Here is a 17,131-nt window from a genome sequence, read left to right as displayed (position 1 = left end):
CAAAAGAAATTGCAAATCGAACATTTACTTTCCCGGTCCGGTTTGCTATAATATGACAAAATCTCCGGCTTTTCGCCCGCCGGGTTCCGGAGCGCGGGTTGAAAAAGCGCCGGCCCTGTGATACAGTTACAAACCAGAAGGAATGCAGCCATGAACAACATCGTGAACATCGTGAATTTCATCCGTGCGATCGAACCGCGGGTCGGCCGCGGGGAACTGGACCTCTTTGAACCGGTCCGCGAACAAATGGCGATGGCAAAACGGCTCAAGCTGCCGACCACCTGGCTGCTGCAGTACGACGCGCTGATTCAGGGGCCGTTCGTGGAGTTCCTGAAGCGGGAGATGCCGGAAAATCACGAGGTCGGCATCTGGTTTGAAACCGTACAGCCCAACGTGGAGGCCGCCGGGATCAAGTGGCGGGGCCGCTGGGCGTGGGACTGGCATACCGACGTCGGCTTTTCGGTCGGCTACACGCCGCAGGAGCGCGAGCGGATCGCCGATGTGTTCGTCGCGAAATTCGCCGAAATATTCGGCCGCAAACCGGCGGTGATGGGCAGTTGGCTTTTCGACGCGCATCTGCTGGAGTACCTGCGGCGCGAACACGGCCTGCGCACCGCCTGCAACTGCAAGGACCAGTACGGCACCGACGGCTACACGCTGTGGGGCGGCTACTGGGCGAACGCCTACTATCCGAGCCGCAAAAACTCCTATCTGCCCGCGCAGCACGAATCCGGGCAGATTCCGGTTCCGGTGTTCCGGATGCTCGGCAGCGATCCGCTCTACCAGTACACCGCCGGAGTCGGCGGCAACGGCCAGTCGGTGATCACCCTCGAACCCGTCTACGAAGGCATCGGCGGCGGCAGCAAGCCGTGGATCGACTGGTTTCTCCGTGAAAACTTCCGCGAACCGCATTTCGCGATGGCCTATGCGCAGGCCGGGCAGGAGAACTCCTTCGGCTGGCCGAAGATGCGGCCGGGGCTCCCTTACCAGTATGAGCGGCTTGCGCGGTTGCGCGACGAGGGCGCGATCCGGGTGGAAACGCTCGGCGAAAGCGGCGAGTGGTTCCGCCAAAACTTCAGGGTCACGCCGGTCAGCGCAGTGGTCACGCTGGAGGATTGGAAAAAGGAGGATCACGCCGGAGTCTGGTATCTCTCCCGGTTCGGGCGGCTCAATCTATTCCGCACGGAAAAACGGGAGTTGACGATTCGGGACTGGCAGCTCTTCGACGAGAACTGCGAGGAGCCGTTCCTGAACAGCGTCTGCCGCACCCCGGCCTGCACTTACGACGCGCTGCCGGTGATGGACGGGATGCTGTGGCATCCGGCGGCGATCGCGCTGCCGGGCGGCCCCGGCGGATTCGGCGCGATCGAACGGCTCGATGACGAGACGATGCGGATCGAATGGAAACGCGACAACGGCGGCATCGTCACGATCACCCTGAAACCGGGGATGGTGCTGTTGGAGTTCTCGCAGGAAGCCGAGGCGCTGGAATACCGCTTCGATCCCGCCGTCGCGGAGCGCCACCGCACCGCCGTGGAGCTGGAAGCCGGCAGACTGGAGTTCCGCCACAACCGCCGCTCCTACCGGCTGCTGGCCGAAGCGGGAGCGATCGAACGCATTCCCGGCGGCTGCAGGCTGGCGGCGGCGGGAAAGGTGCTGAAGCTCAGGACGGAGGTCGATGCGTAAGATCATCCATATCGACATGGACGCCTTTTTCGCGTCGGTCGAACAGCGCGACCGCCCCGAAACCCGGGGGCTCCCGGTGATCGTCGGCGGTTCGCCGGAGCGGCGCGGGGTGGTGTCGACCTGCTCTTACGAGGCGCGGGCGTTCGGGGTGCACTCGGCGATGCCGATGCGCACCGCGGTGCGGCTTTGCCCCAATGCGGTGTTTCTGGAGACGGATCACCGCAAATACTCCCGGGTCTCCGAGGAAATCCGGGAAATTTTCCACACCTTCACCGACCTCGTCGAGCCGGTTTCGATCGATGAAGCCTACCTTGACGTGACCGAAAACAAGCGCGGCATGGAGTCTGCCACCCGGCTGGCGCGGGAAATCCAGCGCGAGATTTTCCTGAAAACGAAGCTGACCGCCTCCGCCGGAGTCTCCTACAACAAGTTTCTGGCCAAGATCGCGTCGGACCTGAGAAAGCCCGCCGGGCTGACCGTGATCCGTCCCGACCAGGCGGGAGCCTTCCTCGATTCACTGCCGATCGAAAAATTCCACGGGATCGGCCGGGTCACCGCCGCGAAGTTCCGCTCGATGAACATCAGGACCGGCCACGACCTGCGCCAGCTCGATGTGGCGACGCTGACCGCGCTGTTCGGCAAGGTCGGCGCCTTCTATTACGGAATCGTCCGGGGCATCGACGAACGGCCGGTCGAAGTGGACGAGGAGCGCAAGTCCATCGGCAAGGAGATCACCCTCTCCGAGGACTGCACTGACCGGCGGCGGCTGCGCATCCTGATGCGTTCGCTGGCGCACAAGGTCGCCCGTTCGCTGCAGAAACGGGGACTGGCGGGCAGGACGGTCACGATCAAGGTGCGGTACGAGGATTTCCAGACGGTGACCCGCTCCGAAAGTTTCACCGAGCCGACGCAGGACGGGGTGCGCATCGGGGATATCGCGCTGGCGCTGTCCCGCAAAACCGAGATGGATTCGCGGCCGATCCGGTTGATCGGCGTGACGGTCAGCAACTTCCCGTCGCCGGAGGAGCTGAACCGGCCGGTCCAGCTCGAATTCGATTTCTGACCGGTTTTTCCGGCGGGGAGTTGCAAATCCGGGAAACGGCTCCTATATTAGCAGCGACAGCGCAATCCGGCATACGAGAAATCATTGTAGAAGGAGGCTCCCGACATGGCAGAAGGCAACCGCAATTTCCACGACTTTCTCTCCCCGAATAACATCGTCTGCCGCAGCAAGGCGGCGGACGGCCGGGAACTCCTGGTCACGCTGCTGGACATTCTGAAGCGCCACTTCCCGGAGCTGGACCGCGACTGCGCGCTGCGGGAGGTGATGGCCCGCGAAGAGCTTTTCCCCACCCTGATCGCTCCGGGGCTGGCGGTTCCCCACGCCCGGCTGCCCGGACTGGCGGAGCCGCTGGTCGCGATGGGGTTGAGCCGGGAGGGAGTCGCTTTCGGTTCCCCGGAGGACGATCCGGTGCGGGTGATGATTCTGGTGCTGACCCCGGAAGACGACCCCAACCTGCACATGCAGCTGCTGGCCGCGCTGGCGATGGATTTCAGCCAGCCGGACGCGATCGGGACCGTATCCCATCTGGCGACGCCCGCCGAGGTGATCGCCTACTTTTCCGGCAACCTGATCGCGATTGCCGACTACCTGACCGCCGGGGACGTGATGCGGGAAAACATTCCCACCTTGAAAGAAACCGACACGCTGCGGCACGCGATCGCGATGTTCGCCACTTCGCAGGCGGAGGAGATTCCGGTGCTGGACCGCGAAGGGGACCTGCGCGGCGTGGTCGCGCTTCGGGACCTGCTGCAATTCAGTTTGCCGGAGCATCTGCTCTGGATGGAGGACCTCTCCCCGATCTACCGTTTCCAGCCCTTCGCGGATATGCTCAAAAGCTCCGGCGACACCCGCATCGCGGACGTGATGCGCGAGGAGTTCCTGAAGGTCGACCGGGACGTGCCGGCGATCCAGCTGGCCAAGCTCTTTCTGGTCCACCACCTCCGGCAGCTGGTAATCACCGGAAAAGACGGACGGCTCGCCGGAGTCGTGGAGCTCAAGGAATTCTGCGCCAAGCTCTTCTGGGAATAACGCAATAAGGAGAATCCGCCATGCACGATGAAGCCGCTTCCGCCTCCATGTCTGTCAAAGCCCTGCTCTCCCGCTTCGGAATCCTGCTGGCGGCCAGCCTCGCCGCAGGGCTCGGCGGCGGGTTGACCGTCCTCGACTCCCATCAGGCGACCGCCTGCGCCGTCTTTGTCGGAATCATCTTCGGTACGCTGTTTTTCTGGGGCTTCCGGCTCGCGATCGCCTTTCTCGGACTGGCGGTGCTGATCTTTACGAATTCACTGAACATTCCGCAGTTCGTGACCTCCTCCTCATTGGAAGTGATCCTGTTTCTGGTCGGCATGATGGTGATCGTCGGGGCGCTGCGCGACCTCGGCTTCTTCACCTGGATCGTGCAGTTGATCGTCGCGATGCCCAACCTGACCGGCAGGAAATTCATCACCGTCACCGCGATCGCGTCGGCGCTGCTGGCCTGCGCGGTCGACGAGGTCACCTCGATCATCTTCGTCTCCACGCTGATCTTTCAGGTCTGTGACCGGCTGAAGCTCAACCCGACTCCGTACATCCTGATCGCGGTGCTCTGCACCAACGTCGGCAGCGCCGGGACCATGATGGGCAATCCGGTCGGCATCTACATCGGGACCAAGGGAATGCTGACCTTCGGCGACTTCATGCTTTGGGCGTTTCCGCTCATGCTGGTCGCGTTGTTCGCGACAGTCGGGCTGACGCTGTTCTACTTCCGCCGCCAGCTGCGTGAATTCGACGTGCAGCTCAAGGACCGTCTCGCGCAGGGGCTGACGCTGGCGCCGCTGGTGAAAGTTCCCTATAAGCAGGGGCTGCTGCTGATCACGCTGACCATCCTCGCGATCGCGTCGCACCATCCGCTGGAAAACCTTTTCGGACTCGCCAAGAACAGTGTGCTGTTGATCACCCCGCTGGTCTGCGCCGGAATCGTGATGATCCTGAAGCAGAACCGCGCCCGCCACTACATCGAGCAGGAGGTGGACTGGTGGACGCTGCTCTTTTTCATGCTGCTTTTCGCGGTCGCCGGAACCCTCGAATACACCCATGTCGACCGGGTGATGGCCCACTATTTCACCGGGGCGTGCGGCAACTCCGCCGGAATCCTGGTGCCGTTCATTTTCGTCGTTTCCGCCATCGGTTCGGCCTTCATCGACAACGTGATTTTCGTGGCCGCCTTCTGCCCCGTGATCGAACAGCTCTCCGGCAGCATCAAAGACCTGCCCCTCTGGTGGGCCCTGCTTTTCGGCGCCTGCTTCGGCGGCAATATCACCATGATCGGCAGTACCGCCAACATCGTCGCGCTCGGCATGCTCGAAAAACGCTCCGGCAGCCACATCACCTTTTTTCAGTGGTTCAGGATCGGCGCGCTTTCCACCGTCCTCGCCGGCACGGTCGCCGTCGTCGGCCTGCTGGTATTGGAGCCCCTGATGCCCGACCGCCATGCCTCCGTGAAATTCGAAGCTCTCCAACGCGCCTCCGGTAAAAACTTCGACAACAAAAACGTGATCCTGACCGGCCGGATAACGCCTTCAACCGCCCCCCTCCCGGTCCTGAAGGAGTTCACCCCCTCCGCCTACCGCACCGTCCGGCTCTCCTCCGCCGAAGACGCCGAGGCCGCCATTCTCGCCGCATGGCCCCTCGACACCGAACTCCCGGCAGGAATCTCCGCCGTACAGGGCCGTCTCCAGACCGTCGATCTTCCGGGCAAATACCCCCATGTCCTGATCGTCGAGCAATCCGCTCCCGTCAAAGCCGCCGGCAAATAGGAAATTCGGGAATTTCGTCTTCGGCGCTCCGGGCCGCCGACCGGCGAAATCCCGGATATGTTCAGCCGATGCAGCGTCCGGTGAGGCGCTTGATTACCCAGAAGTAGGCGATGGCCAGCGGGATGGTGGCGCCGACCCAGGCCAGCGGGTTGGAAAGGCAGACCCCGACGTAGCCGATTGCGCCTCCGAGCACGGGGGCGGCGACAGTGCGGACCACCAGTTCGCTGGCCCCGGCCATCATGGGCACGAAGGCGCGGCCGATGCCCTGCAGCGCATTGCGGTATACGAAGAGCAGCCCGAGAATCACATAACAGCTGCCGTTGGTCAGCATGTAGGTACGGACCAGCGGAATTACTTCGGGATGCCCGTCGCCGACGAACAGCCGGGTGAACTGCGGGCAGAAGACGATCACCGCCGCCCCCATGAGTATTGCGAAAACGGTGGAGAGCAAACTGCATTTGTTGACCCCTTCACGGATGCGCCTGTAGAGTCCCGCGCCGTAGTTCTGCGCCGCGTAGGTTGCGATTGCAATACCGATGGAGAAGCCCGGCTGCACCGCGAGCTGGTCGATCTTGGCCGCGGCGGTGAACGCCGCCACCGCGGTGGAGCCGAAGGTGTTCAATACCGTCTGCATCACGATTACGCCGACCGCCGTGATGGAAAACTGGAACGCCATCGGCAGCGCGATGCGCAGATGTTCCCACGCAAAGTTCCAGTCGAAGCGCCAATCCTGCCGTTTCAATTGGAATTGGCTGTATTTGCGCCGGGCGAACTGCAGACACCAGACGCCGGAGGCCAGCTGGGAGATCACGGTCGCCCACGCCGCCCCGGCCACGCCCATCCCGAACCACAGGATGAAAATAAAGTCCAGCGCGATATTCAGGATTGATGCGATGATCAGGAAGATCAGCGGCGTGCGGCTGTCGCCGAGCGCCCGGATGATGCCGGAAATCAGGTTGTAGAACACCGTCGCGCCGATTCCGATGAAGATCACGACCAGATAGGCGTAAGAGCCGTCGAAGATGTCTTCCGGCGTATTCATCAGCCGCAGCAGCGGCCCGGTCAGGATCACGCTGCCGATGGTCGCCGCCGCCGAAATGGCGGCGCACAGCGTCGTCGCCATCGCGATCGACCGCCTCACTCCGCGAGCGTCTTTCGCTCCGAACCGCTGGGCGGTGACCACCGTGACGCCGCTCGAAAAGCCGAAAAAGAAGCCGAGCACCAGAAAACAGAGCGGCCCGGTTGCTCCGACCGCCGCCAGCGCCTGTACTCCGATGGTCCGCCCGACGATCACCGTGTCGGCCATGCTGTACAGTTGCTGGAACACATTGCCGATCAGCAGCGGTATCGTGAACATTACGATCAGCCGCATCGGGCTGCCCGTGGTCATATCATGGGTCATAAACGATCCTGTTTCCGGAAAAATCTTATTTCTAAATGATCTTTATAATATAGCGCAAAGCCACTCCCTTTCAAGGGGGCGGAACTGAATTCTCATGCAAATCGGAAGGATAAAAAAGCGCCCGGCGGAGTGTGCCGGGCGAAGATGCTTTACAGAATAATGTGGCCGTGAAGTCCGCGCACACGCACATCGCTGCCGAGGCGGCGGGCGGCCGCAACCAGTTCGCGGTCGCTGTAGGTTTCCGCTTGGGGCAGGTCGTCGTCGATCACCTCCACCGGATTGAATTGCTGCAGCGTCCAGCGGGAAACGCCGATCGCGCTCAACTCGTCGCGCATCGCCGCCAGATCGTCTTCGCTCAGCAGGGCCTTGTGCACGGTCGTGCGGATGTCCAGCTCAACGCCGGCCTCCAGCGCGAGGCGGATGGTTTCGGCGACCCGTTCTCCGAGGTCCGGCTCGTCAAGCCCGGTCAGTTCGGCGTACTTCGCGCGCGGCGCTTTGTAGTCGATCCCCATCGAATCCGCCCCCGCCGTATGGAGCAACGTTTTCACCCGGTCGGGGAACGTGCCGTTGGAATCCACCTTCGCCAGAAAACCGCTTTTGCGGATTCGTTCCACAAACGGCACGAGATCCGGCTGGAGCATCGGCTCGCCCCCGGAAATCACCACCCCTTCCAGCAATCCCTTCCTGCGTTCCAGAAAGCCGAAGAACTCCTTCTCCGTCACTTTCGGCTGGCTCGCCGGGTCGAATACCAGGCAGGGGTTATGGCAGAACGGACAGCGCAGATTGCATCCCCCGGTAAACACAATACATCCGATCTTCCCCGGATAATCCACCAACGTAAACTTATCGAATCCACGCAAATCCATCTTACGATCCTTACTTCGCGGTACTTTGCCTCCGGCGGCCGGGGGCGCTTCGCCCCCGGGACCCCAGACCGGCAAGGTGCCGGTGCCGGGTACGGTTTTGAAATTTCTGCGCAGCAGAAATTTCAAAACCGGGAAAATTATTTATTAATGTAACAGCCAGTCAGTCGTGGCTGATTCAGGAAAAGACGAATTATTTCCTTGCTGTGTATTTGAGCTTTTGCCTGCATACAAAGCATAGGATAAATTTTTATTGTTCAAAGATAAAAAGACTGTTCCCCTGAAATAACCCCGGTTTTGAAATTTCTGCGCAGCAGAAATTTCAAAACCGTACCCGGCGCCGGCACCTTGCCGGTCGGGGGGACCGGGGGGCGAAGCGCCCCCGGCCGCCGGAGGCAAAGCTCCGAAAGCGAATGGTTATTTGACTTCGTAAGTTTTGCGGTCTTTGAATTCTTCTTTTTTGCCCTTGTTCCAATTGGACACGGGGCGGAAGTAGCCGCAGACGCGGCTGTACACTTCGGTTTTTTCTCCACACTTGGCCATGATTCTACCTCCTTGAGTTGGAATTATTTGTTTGCGGGACGACTTGTTCCGTAGTCTGGACTATTCCGCCATTTTGAGTTCCGGTTCTTCGCTGCCGCTTTCGGCTTCGAGCGGACACTCGGTGTGTTCGCCGGGGATGTAGCCGTGAACCGGGCAGATGCTGAACGACGGCGTCAGCGTGAAGTACGGGATCCGGTAGTTGGTGGCGATCCGCCTGACCAGTGACGCGACCAGTTCGGGATCGTCGATCCGCTCGCCGATGAACGAGTGGAATACGGTGCCGCCGGTGTAGAGCTGCTGCAGCGGGGCCTGAAGCTCCAGAGCTTCAAAGAGGTCGCTGGTGTAGCCGACCGGCAGTTGGGTGGAGTTGGTGTAGTACGGATTGTCGGTTCCGGCGCAGATGATTCCCGGATACTTTTTGCGGTCGAGGCGGGCGAGCCGGAAGCTGGTGCCTTCGGCGGGAGTCGCTTCGAGGTTGTAGATGTGGCCGCTGGACTCCTGGAAATCCTTGATTTTCTCGGCCATGTGCAGCAGGACGCGCCGGGAGAACTCCGCGCCTTCCGGGTCGCAGATCGAACAGCCGAGGAAGTTCAGACACGCTTCGTTCATGCCTACCAGGCCGATGGTGCTGAAGTGGTGTTCCAGATTCGGCAGATAGGTTTTGGTGTAGGGCAGCAGGTCGCCGTCGAGGTGCTTCTGCACGACTTTGCGCTTGATTTCGAGCGACTCCATCGCGAGCTGCATCAGGTGGTCGAGTCGGGCGAAGAACTCCTTTTCATCCTGCGAGATATAGCCGAGGCGCGGCATATTGATCGTGACCACGCCGATGGAACCGGTCTGTTCGCCGGCGCCGAAGAGGCCGCCGGTCTTGTTGCGGAGTTCGCGCATATCCATCTGCAGACGGCAGCACATGCTGCGCACGTCGCCGGGACGCAGGTCGCTGTTGATGAAGTTCTGGAAGTAGGGCAGCCCGTACTTGCCGGTCACGGTGAACAGCAGCTTCGCGTTGTCGCTGGTCCAGTTGAAATCTTTGGTCACGTTGTAGGTCGGGATCGGGAAGGTGAAGATCCGGCCGTCGCGGTCGCCCTCGGACATCACTTCGAGGAACGCGCGGTTGATCATATCCATCTCATGCTGGAATTCGCCGTAGGTCTCCTCCTGCAGTTCGCCGCCGATGATCACCGGGTTGTCGCGCAGGTCCTCCGGCACGACCCAGTCGAAGGTCAGGTTGGTGAAAGGGGTCTGCCCCCAGCGGCTCGCGATGTTCAAACCGAACACGAACTGCTGGATATTCTGTTTGAGCTGCTGGTAGGTGAGCTTGTCGCGCCGCACGAAAGGAGCGAGCAGGGTATCGAAGGAGCTGAACGCCTGCGCGCCCGCCCATTCGGTCTGCAAGGTGGAGAGGAAATTCACGATCTGGCCGGTCGCGGTGTCGAAGTGTTTGGCCGGCGCCGCCGATGCGCGCCCGCCGCGCCCCTGAAAACCGCGCTCGAGCAGATCGCGCAGACTCCAGCCGGCGCAATAGCCGACGATGCCGCAGGAGAGGTCGTGCAGATGGAAGTCGCCGGACTGGTGCGCCTCGGCGATTTCGGCCGGATAGATGTTGGCCAGCGTGTAGTTGGCGATCACCGCGCCGGAAACGTGGTTCAGCAGACTGGCGTAGGAGTAGCCGGAGTTGGAGTTTTCGTTGACCCGCCAGTCCTCCTGGCCGAGATAGCTCGAAACCAGGTCCTGCACGTCCATCATCAGCTTGCGCGCCTCGCGGATCTTGTCGTGGCTGGCGCGGTACAGGATGTAGAGCTTCGCGGCCTGCGACAGCCCGCGCTTGACCAGAGCGTGTTCGACCAGATCCTGAATCAGGTCGACATCGGGCATCATTTCGGGATCGTCATACCCCTTGGCGACCAGTTCCGCGACCACATCGCGGGTCACGTGCCGGGCGACTTTGTCGCTGGCGGTGCCGGCGGCCTTCAGGGCCTTGCCGACTGCGATTACAATGCGTTCCGGATCGAACTCGACGACGCGCCCGTCGCGTTTCTTCATCTTCAGGATGGACGACTTGATTTCCATAAGACTTACGACACCTCCGGCAAATTAAAGTGTTTCCGATATCCATCCCGGCGATCCGGATCCCCCCGGCCGTAAATGGAGCGTATGATATTAATTATACCACAGAATGTTGATAAGGCAAGAGCTGAATCCACAATATATTGTGTTTTTGCGAGATTTTTATTGGAAAAAATATATTCTGCATCACACTCAATGAGTTATGACTTTTTATCAACCGTTTATGGATATTTATAAACGGGATGCGACGAAAAATGACCATTCATGATCATTTCAGAAGAGATGAAAATACGGTGGAAAAAGAGCTTTTTTACAGGTGCTGCCCGCCGTCGACATTCAGGATGGCGCCGGTGATCGAATCGTTTGAGGCGAGAAACAGCACGGCCCGGGCCAGGTCGTCCAGTTCGACTTTACGGCGGAGCGGAACGGTCGGCAGGGTCTTGACCATCCTGGAATCTTCCAGTCCCACCGGCGGCAGCACCGGACCGGGGGCGACCGCGTTGAAGCGCAGATTGCGCGGGCCGAGTTCGCGGGCGAGTTCGAGGGTCGCTTCGGCCAGCGCGCGGCGCGACAGCGAATAGGCGCCGCCGTGCGGACTGGCCTGCAGCACCTCCTGATCGAGCAGGTTGATCACCGCTCCTTCGGAAAGTCCCTGACGGGCGAAGAGTTTCATCAGCGTCAGCGGGCTCCAGAAATTGACCTCGAAGTGGGCGCGATCCGACATCTCGTCGGAGTCGGCCAACTCTTTGAGCCGGAACAGCGAGGCGTTGTTGACCAGAATGTCGATCCGGCCGGCCTCCCGGAACAGCCGCTCCGCCTCGCCGGGCAGGGCGAGATCGGCGGCGAGCACCCGGTGCCGGGAGGGATTCGGCAGCGAGGCGGCCAGTGCTTCGGCCTGGGCGTGCGAATTGCGGCAGTGGATCAGGACGTCGGCTCCGGCTTCGGCAAACGCCCGGACCAGTTCGGCTCCGACCCGGACGGCTCCGCCGGTGACCAGCACTCTTTTTCCCGCAATCTTCACAAAATACCTCCGCGTGCTTTGAAAAATCGAAATTTACATATTATATTGCTTCAGAACCCTGAAATCAACTTTACCGGGAATGGTTGTGATGAAAAAGTATTGCAATAAGTTCACTCTCGTCGAAATCCTCGCCGTAGTCGCGCTGATCGGCATCCTGACCGCGATCGGCTTCGGAGCCTACACCTATGCGATGAACTCCGCCAAGGAGTCCAGCACCAAAGCCCTGATCAAGCGGCTGGAAGCCGCCTTGGAGAACCATCGGACTAAGTATGGGTATTACCCAGCTAGCAAAGGAGATTATCAAGCAATAAAAGTTGCCTATAATGAAAAAAAATATAAAGTCCCTAATCCTGATGATCCCGCGAACCCCAAAGAGATTGAATTAGGCTATGTTATCACATTTGATGACACTAAGCCGAGTACAGTTGAAGCAACTAAGCAAGTTGGAGATCAAATGAAAGACTTTTGGCGAGTTATAGAGGCTGAGTCTTTGATGAAAAGTGTGAGAGATGAGCAGTTGCAGGACGGCTGGGGCGGTACGATTTACTATAAGTATCCGGGAACGATTAACAAAACGGGATTTGATCTTGTTTCAGCTGGGGCAGATGGCAAGTTTGGAAATGATACGGTTACAGATCGAAGCAAACCGGCACCGGAGCGAACCGGATATTATCCTTCCGCTACGGCGACAGAGAAGGATTGCGACGATATCACCAATTTCTGACGTCGGCACGGACAAGCACGGACAGCCACGGAAGGCACGGAAGGCGGTTTGGCCCTCCGGTGGAGTCGGCGGTCTGTGTTTATCTGTGTCTTCCGTGCTTGTCCGTGAATGTCCGTGTCTCCCAATCCGAAGGGCGTAGTTATGCGCACTCCATCCAAACCGCTTCTGCTGCCGGGCGGCGGTTACCGCCGATTGAAAAGTTTTCAGATTGCGCGGCTGGTGTATGATCTGACTTGCCGCTTTGTTGAATTATATGTTGATCCCGCCAGCCGCACCTGTGACCAGATGACGCAGGCGGCGCGTTCCGGTGTACAGAATATCGCCGAGGGCAGCGTGGACGGCCGGACTTCCCGGAAACTCGAATTGAATCTTACCAACGTTGCCCGCGGCAGTCTGGAGGAGTTGAAGCTGGATTATGAGGATTTCCTTCGCCGGCGCAATCTTGCGTCGTGGCCGTCGCAGCATCCGGCGCTGATCCGGCTGCGGGAACTGCGGATTTCCACACTTGCCGATTTTCAGGAATGGGCAGCCGGGAGTCGGGCGGAAACTTCTGCCGCGTATTCGGAAATCGCCGCCAACGGCATCCTGTCGCTGCTGAATCTTGCCATCCTGCTGCTGGAACGCCAACGGGCCGCGCAAATTCGCGATTTTGAACGGAACGGCGGCTTTTCCGAACACCTCAGCGGAGTGCGGAAGCGGGCGCTCTCCGGCAGCCGCTGACGGCGCGTTTTCAGCCGGCGGGGAACTGGTTGTGGGCGCGTCCGGCCCAGCGGGTGATCAGCGGGAGAAGCACGAAGTCCTCCAGATTGTTGTCCCGCGTGAACACGTAATCGCAGTAGGGGCAGGCCGCGAAGATTTCGAGGTCCGCCGGGGCGAGGCGTTCGCCGCAGCGCGGACAGAAAACCTGTTCGTAGAGCGGGACGCCGGTATTGATTTTTTCTGTTTTATTTGCCATAATAGCGGATAATATACTCGTTGTAAATTGAATTTCCAGTCGGAGGCGGTTATTTTAATAGGGAATATCGTTTTGAAACTTCAGGAAACAGACACGAGGTATTGCAATGGCGCTCTGGGGCGGCCGGTTCAGTTCGGCCACGCGCGACGAGGTCGCGCTTTATTCGGAATCGATCTCTTTCGACAAACGGCTTTACAGGCATGATATCGAGGGAAGCAAGGCGCATGTGAAAATGCTGGCGGCGCAGGGAATCATTCCGGAAGCGACCTGCGAAGCGATCCGGGCCGAGCTTGACAACATCCGCCGCCGGATCGAAGCCGGGGATTTCGCTTACGATATTTCGATGGAAGACATCCATATGCACATCGAAAGCGCGCTGATCGACGTGCTGGGTTCGGAGGGGGCGCGCGTGCATTCCGCCCGCAGCCGGAACGACCAGGTGGCGTTGGACATCCGCCTCTATCTGCGCGACGAAATCGATTTCCTGATCGGCGAGCTTCGCCACTTCCAGCGGGCGCTGGTCGCGCAGGCGGATGCGAATCCGAAGGCGATCCTGCCGGGCTTCACCCATTTGCAGCACGCGCAGGTGGTGCTGTTCGCCCACCACATGCTCGCGTATGTCGAAATGCTCGACCGCGACGCGGAGCGGCTGGCCGACTGCCGCCGGCGGGTCAATGTGATGCCGCTCGGCTCCGGCGCGCTGGCCGGAACCACGCTGCCGATCAACCGGGAGATGGTCTGCAGAGAGCTGGGCTTCGACCGGGTCACCCGCAACAGCATGGATGCGGTCGCCGACCGCGATTTCGCGATCGAGCTGGTCAACGCGCTGGCGATCTTCGCGATGCACACCAGCCGGCTGTCGGAGGATCTGATTTTGTGGTGCAGCCAGGAGTTCAACTTCGTGGAGCTGGACGACGCATTCTGCACCGGTTCTTCTCTGATGCCGCAGAAAAAGAATCCGGATGTCTGTGAACTGACCCGCGGCAAGACCGCCCGCGTCTACGGCGACCTGACCGCGCTGCTGACCATGTGCAAGGGGTTGCCGCTGACCTACAACCGGGATCTGCAGGAGGACAAGGTCGCGATTTTCGACGCGCTCGATACCGTGAAGATGATCCTGAAGGTCTATCCGCCGATGATCGAAACCATGAAGATCAAGGCGGAAAACATGCGCGCCGCGGCGAGCGATCCGGCGCTGATGGCGACCGACATCGCTGAAAAGCTGGTCGAACTCAAGGTTCCCTTCCGGACCGCCCACCACCGGGTCGGCTCGTTTGTGAAGTACTGCAAGGAGCGCGGCAAACGGCTCGACGAGGTGACCCTTGAGGAGATGCGCGAGACGATTCCGGAAGCGACCGCGGAGTTCCTGACGCTGTTCGACCCGGAGCAGAGCGTCGCCAAGCGCGACGTGACCGGCGCGACCGGTTTCCGGCAGGTCGAGAAACAGATCGGGTACTGGAAAAAGGTTCTCGCCTGAAAAGGCTTCGGATTTTTTGAAAAAACCGTGCGGTTCGGACTTGAAAAAACGGCCCGCACGGTTTATTTTATCGAATCTGCCGCATGATCGTGCGGCGGAAATAACAACCAAACGTGAAGGCGTCTTACTAATTTGAAAAGCGCCGCAAACAGGAAAGGAAGCCGTGAAAATGGCGAAAATCAGTATCAATGATCTGTTGGAAGCCGGGTGTCATTTCGGACATCAGACCCGCCGCTGGAACCCGAAGATGAAGGATTACGTCTATGGCGCCAAGAACGGGATTTCGATCATCGACCTCACCAAGACGATGTATCAGATCGCCGCGGCCTGCAACTTTCTGCAGCGCACCGTCGCCAACGGCGGTGAAATCCTGTTTGTCGGCACCAAGCGGCAGCTCCGCGAGATCGTGAAGGAACTGGCCGATACCACCGGCATGTACTGCGTTTCCGAACGCTGGCTCGGCGGCACGCTGACCAACAACGTGACCATCCGCAAGAGCATCACCAAGATGGCGGAAATCGACGGCACTCTGAATTCCGATGCCGCCAAGTCGATGAAGAAAAAGGAAATCGCCGGTCTTTCCCGCCGCGCCGAGAAGCTGCATCGCGACCTCGACGGCATCGCCGGGATGAAGCGTCTGCCCGCCGCGCTGGTGGTGATCGACGTTTACAACGAGATCAATGCGGTCCGCGAAGCCAACAAGCTGAATATTCCGATCGTCGCGATCGTCGACACCAACGGCGACCCGTCGCTGGTCGATTATCCCGTCGCCGCGAACGACGATGCGGTGAAGTCGGTTCAGATCATCACCAACCTCTTCGCCGAGGCGATCAAGGTTGCCCGTGAAATCTACCGGAAGAAGGTCACCGAAGAGCGCGACGCCGCCGAAGCCGCCAAGAAGGTTGCCCAGGAAAAGGCCGATGACGCCGAAAAGGAAGAGAAGGCCGACAAGCCCCGCCGCGCTCCGCGCCGCAAGCCCGCCGAAGCGAAAGCCGAAGCCAAGAGCGCCGAGTAATCTGAGAATTTTCCAGTAGAGGAGACGATAAAAATGGCTATTACTGCTGCAATGGTTTCCGAGCTCCGGGAGAAGACCGGCGCCGGTATGATGGACTGCAAGAAGGCTCTGGTCGCCGCCGACGGCGATATGGAGCTGGCGATTGAGAACCTCCGCAAGTCGGGCGCCGCCAAGGCGGAAAAGAAGTCCGGCCGTGCGACCAATCAGGGCAAGGTCCTGACCTCCATCAAGGACGGCAAGGCCTCGATCGTGGAAGTGCTCTGCGAAACCGACTTCGCGGCCAAAACCGACAAATTCACCAATCTGGTCAAGACGGTTGCCGGGAACACCCTCGCGCTGGATGGCGAAGGCGATGTGACCGAGGCGGTGAACGCCGCCGAGAAGGGCAACCTGACCGACCACATCGGCGTGATCGGCGAGAATATGCAGATCCGCCGTGCGACGAAGTGGAACGCTTCCGAAGCGAGCGTGTTCGCGAGCTATCACCATATGGACGGCCGCGTCAGCGTGCTGGTCGAGGTGGAAGGCGAAACCGATCCGGCGATCCTGAACGATCTGTGTCTGCATATCGCGGCGTTCAATCCGAAGTACATCGCTCCGTCCGATATCCCGGCGGATGTGATTGCCAAGGAGAAGGAGATCGCCAAGGCCGCCGATCCGAAGCTGGCGAACAAGCCGGCCGAGATGCTCGACAAAATTCTGAGCGGCAAGATCAACAAGTTCTATACCGAAGTCTGCCTGATGAACCAGCCGTGGGTCAAGGACGACAAGACCTGCCTCGCGAAACTGAAGCCGAACCTCAAGGTGAAGCGCTTCGTCCGCTGGGAAGTCGGCGAAGAACTCTGAGAGTTCCGCTGAAACGATACGAAAGAGAGCCGGGAATCCCGGCTCTCTTTTTGTGTTTCGGTGAGGAAGGCGGTCAGGGGGTGCGGGAGGTACGGCCGATCAGGAGATCGCGGGTTTTGATGCGGCGGTGTTTCCGGCGCTTTTCCGGCTTTTGACGGCTCCGGGGATGTTGCCGGGGTGGAAAATCAACGAAAGGGCTGATTAATCTGTCCAGAAAAAATGCCGGGAAACAGACGATGAGCAATCCGCGACCCAAGTCGAAGAGCCAGTGGCACTGGAGGTATTGGGCGATGGCGCAGGCAGGAAACAGCAGAAGTGAAATGGAGGAAGCAAGCAGACCGAGCCGGGTTATTTTCTGATGTGGAGGATTACCCCAACGTAAAGTCTTGAATTTTTCCGGGAACAGGTAGGGGTAACAGAAGAGATAGAGGCCTGTTGCGAAAAAAAGTGTGCACATGGCCCGGTCGAAAGGGGAAATCGCTGTTGTTCCGGGCATGGGCCGAATCACTCTCCTGTTTGCATCTTTGGAAATAGAATGCAGCAGGTTCCGTTTTTCAACCCGCCGCCCGGAAAAAAATTGTTATTGTCCCAAATTTTGTGAAACACACTTGTAGTTTCCAACGCCGATAACGACGTTGCCGATAATTTGCATACGTTTTTGCCAGTAGTCCTCC

The 17,131-nt window shown here is 59.7% G+C and carries 14 protein-coding genes and 1 pseudogene; 9 read left to right on the top strand and 6 right to left on the bottom strand.

Annotated elements, in window-relative coordinates; translation table 11 throughout:
• Positions 1 to 150 precede the first annotated feature (150 nt).
• From C8D82_RS18535 to C8D82_RS18520, 4 genes are all read left to right on the top strand, one after another.
• Positions 151 to 1,686: a hypothetical protein gene (locus C8D82_RS18535; RefSeq protein ID WP_116885783.1), complete on the top strand. Its 1,536-nt coding sequence runs from the start codon at positions 151 to 153 to the stop codon at positions 1,684 to 1,686.
• Positions 1,679 to 2,749: a DNA polymerase IV gene (gene dinB, locus C8D82_RS18530; protein WP_116885782.1), complete on the top strand. Its 1,071-nt coding sequence runs from the start codon at positions 1,679 to 1,681 to the stop codon at positions 2,747 to 2,749. The genes C8D82_RS18535 and dinB overlap by 8 nt, the downstream gene beginning before the upstream one ends.
• A gap of 105 nt (positions 2,750 to 2,854) precedes the next feature.
• A complete protein-coding gene (locus tag C8D82_RS18525; protein ID WP_116885781.1) occupies positions 2,855 to 3,778 on the top strand; it encodes a PTS sugar transporter subunit IIA in 924 nt (307 codons plus the stop codon).
• A 20-nt stretch (positions 3,779 to 3,798) separates the two neighbouring features.
• The gene (locus tag C8D82_RS18520) at positions 3,799 to 5,544 is read left to right on the top strand and encodes an ArsB/NhaD family transporter (RefSeq protein ID WP_116885780.1); all 1,746 of its coding nucleotides are present in this window, start codon (positions 3,799 to 3,801) and stop codon (positions 5,542 to 5,544) included.
• A 61-nt stretch (positions 5,545 to 5,605) separates the two neighbouring features.
• Here the strand turns inward: C8D82_RS18520 and C8D82_RS18515 are convergent, their stop codons facing one another.
• The 4 genes and pseudogenes from C8D82_RS18515 to C8D82_RS18495 all read right to left on the bottom strand — a co-directional run bounded on the left by C8D82_RS18515 (position 5,606) and on the right by C8D82_RS18495 (position 11,440).
• A complete protein-coding gene (locus C8D82_RS18515; protein ID WP_116885779.1) occupies positions 5,606 to 6,946 on the bottom strand; it encodes an MATE family efflux transporter in 1,341 nt (446 codons plus the stop codon).
• A 149-nt stretch (positions 6,947 to 7,095) separates the two neighbouring features.
• Positions 7,096 to 7,812, bottom strand: a complete 717-nt coding sequence (locus C8D82_RS18510) for an anaerobic ribonucleoside-triphosphate reductase activating protein (protein WP_116885778.1) — start codon at positions 7,810 to 7,812, stop codon at positions 7,096 to 7,098.
• 414 nt (positions 7,813 to 8,226) lie between these two features.
• A pseudogene (locus C8D82_RS18500) lies at positions 8,227 to 10,422 on the bottom strand (ribonucleoside triphosphate reductase).
• 307 nt (positions 10,423 to 10,729) lie between these two features.
• Positions 10,730 to 11,440 (bottom strand): SDR family oxidoreductase, encoded by a 711-nt coding sequence (locus tag C8D82_RS18495; protein WP_165833192.1) that lies wholly within the window; start codon positions 11,438 to 11,440, stop codon positions 10,730 to 10,732.
• Positions 11,441 to 11,528: 88 nt separating this feature from the next.
• Here C8D82_RS18495 and C8D82_RS18490 point away from each other — a divergent pair, with 88 nt between their 5' ends.
• Positions 11,529 to 12,164 carry a type II secretion system protein GspG gene (locus C8D82_RS18490; protein ID WP_165833191.1) on the top strand — a complete coding sequence of 212 codons (636 nt, stop codon included), beginning with the start codon at positions 11,529 to 11,531 and terminating at the stop codon, positions 12,162 to 12,164.
• A gap of 141 nt (positions 12,165 to 12,305) precedes the next feature.
• Positions 12,306 to 12,884, top strand: coding sequence for a four helix bundle suffix domain-containing protein (locus tag C8D82_RS18485; RefSeq protein WP_116885773.1), 579 nt, complete (start codon positions 12,306 to 12,308; stop codon positions 12,882 to 12,884).
• Positions 12,885 to 12,894: 10 nt separating this feature from the next.
• Here the strand turns inward: C8D82_RS18485 and C8D82_RS18480 are convergent, their stop codons facing one another.
• The gene (locus C8D82_RS18480) at positions 12,895 to 13,119 is read right to left on the bottom strand and encodes a hypothetical protein (protein ID WP_116885772.1); all 225 of its coding nucleotides are present in this window, start codon (positions 13,117 to 13,119) and stop codon (positions 12,895 to 12,897) included.
• 106 nt (positions 13,120 to 13,225) lie between these two features.
• Between C8D82_RS18480 and argH the strand changes: the two genes are divergently transcribed.
• The 3 genes from argH to tsf all read left to right on the top strand — a co-directional run bounded on the left by argH (position 13,226) and on the right by tsf (position 16,457).
• On the top strand, positions 13,226 to 14,596 hold the full coding sequence (argH, locus tag C8D82_RS18475; protein ID WP_116885771.1) for an argininosuccinate lyase: 1,371 nt from the start codon (positions 13,226 to 13,228) through the stop codon (positions 14,594 to 14,596).
• Between the two features lie 169 nt (positions 14,597 to 14,765).
• A complete protein-coding gene (gene rpsB, locus C8D82_RS18470; RefSeq protein ID WP_116885770.1) occupies positions 14,766 to 15,611 on the top strand; it encodes a 30S ribosomal protein S2 in 846 nt (281 codons plus the stop codon).
• Positions 15,612 to 15,644: 33 nt separating this feature from the next.
• Positions 15,645 to 16,457: a translation elongation factor Ts gene (gene tsf, locus C8D82_RS18465; RefSeq protein ID WP_116885769.1), complete on the top strand. Its 813-nt coding sequence runs from the start codon at positions 15,645 to 15,647 to the stop codon at positions 16,455 to 16,457.
• 73 nt (positions 16,458 to 16,530) lie between these two features.
• On the opposite strand, the gene C8D82_RS18460 is transcribed toward tsf, so the two are convergent.
• Complete coding sequence (locus tag C8D82_RS18460) at positions 16,531 to 16,953, bottom strand: hypothetical protein (protein ID WP_133245288.1); 423 nt, start codon at positions 16,951 to 16,953, stop codon at positions 16,531 to 16,533.
• Positions 16,954 to 17,131: the final 178 nt, after the last annotated feature.

This window comes from Victivallis vadensis, from assembly GCF_003096415.1.
GTDB lineage: Bacteria > Verrucomicrobiota > Lentisphaeria > Victivallales > Victivallaceae > Victivallis > Victivallis vadensis.
Note: the sequence above shows the minus strand (reverse complement) of the source record. Positions and strands in the feature narration are given on the sequence as shown.

Bases quoted from the DNA above. Each gene is read 5' to 3' on its own strand.
- C8D82_RS18535 (WP_116885783.1), top strand. From the start codon at position 151: ATGAACAACATCGTGAACATCGTGAATTTCATCCGTGCGATCGAACCG.
- dinB (WP_116885782.1), top strand. From the start codon at position 1,679: ATGCGTAAGATCATCCATATCGACATGGACGCCTTTTTCGCGTCGGTC.
- C8D82_RS18525 (WP_116885781.1), top strand. From the start codon at position 2,855: ATGGCAGAAGGCAACCGCAATTTCCACGACTTTCTCTCCCCGAATAAC.
- C8D82_RS18520 (WP_116885780.1), top strand. From the start codon at position 3,799: ATGCACGATGAAGCCGCTTCCGCCTCCATGTCTGTCAAAGCCCTGCTC.
- C8D82_RS18515 (WP_116885779.1), bottom strand. From the start codon at position 6,946: ATGACCCATGATATGACCACGGGCAGCCCGATGCGGCTGATCGTAATG.
- C8D82_RS18510 (WP_116885778.1), bottom strand. From the start codon at position 7,812: ATGGATTTGCGTGGATTCGATAAGTTTACGTTGGTGGATTATCCGGGG.
- C8D82_RS18490 (WP_165833191.1), top strand. From the start codon at position 11,529: ATGAAAAAGTATTGCAATAAGTTCACTCTCGTCGAAATCCTCGCCGTA.
- C8D82_RS18485 (WP_116885773.1), top strand. From the start codon at position 12,306: ATGCGCACTCCATCCAAACCGCTTCTGCTGCCGGGCGGCGGTTACCGC.
- C8D82_RS18480 (WP_116885772.1), bottom strand. From the start codon at position 13,119: ATGGCAAATAAAACAGAAAAAATCAATACCGGCGTCCCGCTCTACGAA.
- argH (WP_116885771.1), top strand. From the start codon at position 13,226: ATGGCGCTCTGGGGCGGCCGGTTCAGTTCGGCCACGCGCGACGAGGTC.
- rpsB (WP_116885770.1), top strand. From the start codon at position 14,766: ATGGCGAAAATCAGTATCAATGATCTGTTGGAAGCCGGGTGTCATTTC.
- tsf (WP_116885769.1), top strand. From the start codon at position 15,645: ATGGCTATTACTGCTGCAATGGTTTCCGAGCTCCGGGAGAAGACCGGC.
- C8D82_RS18460 (WP_133245288.1), bottom strand. From the start codon at position 16,953: ATGCCCGGAACAACAGCGATTTCCCCTTTCGACCGGGCCATGTGCACA.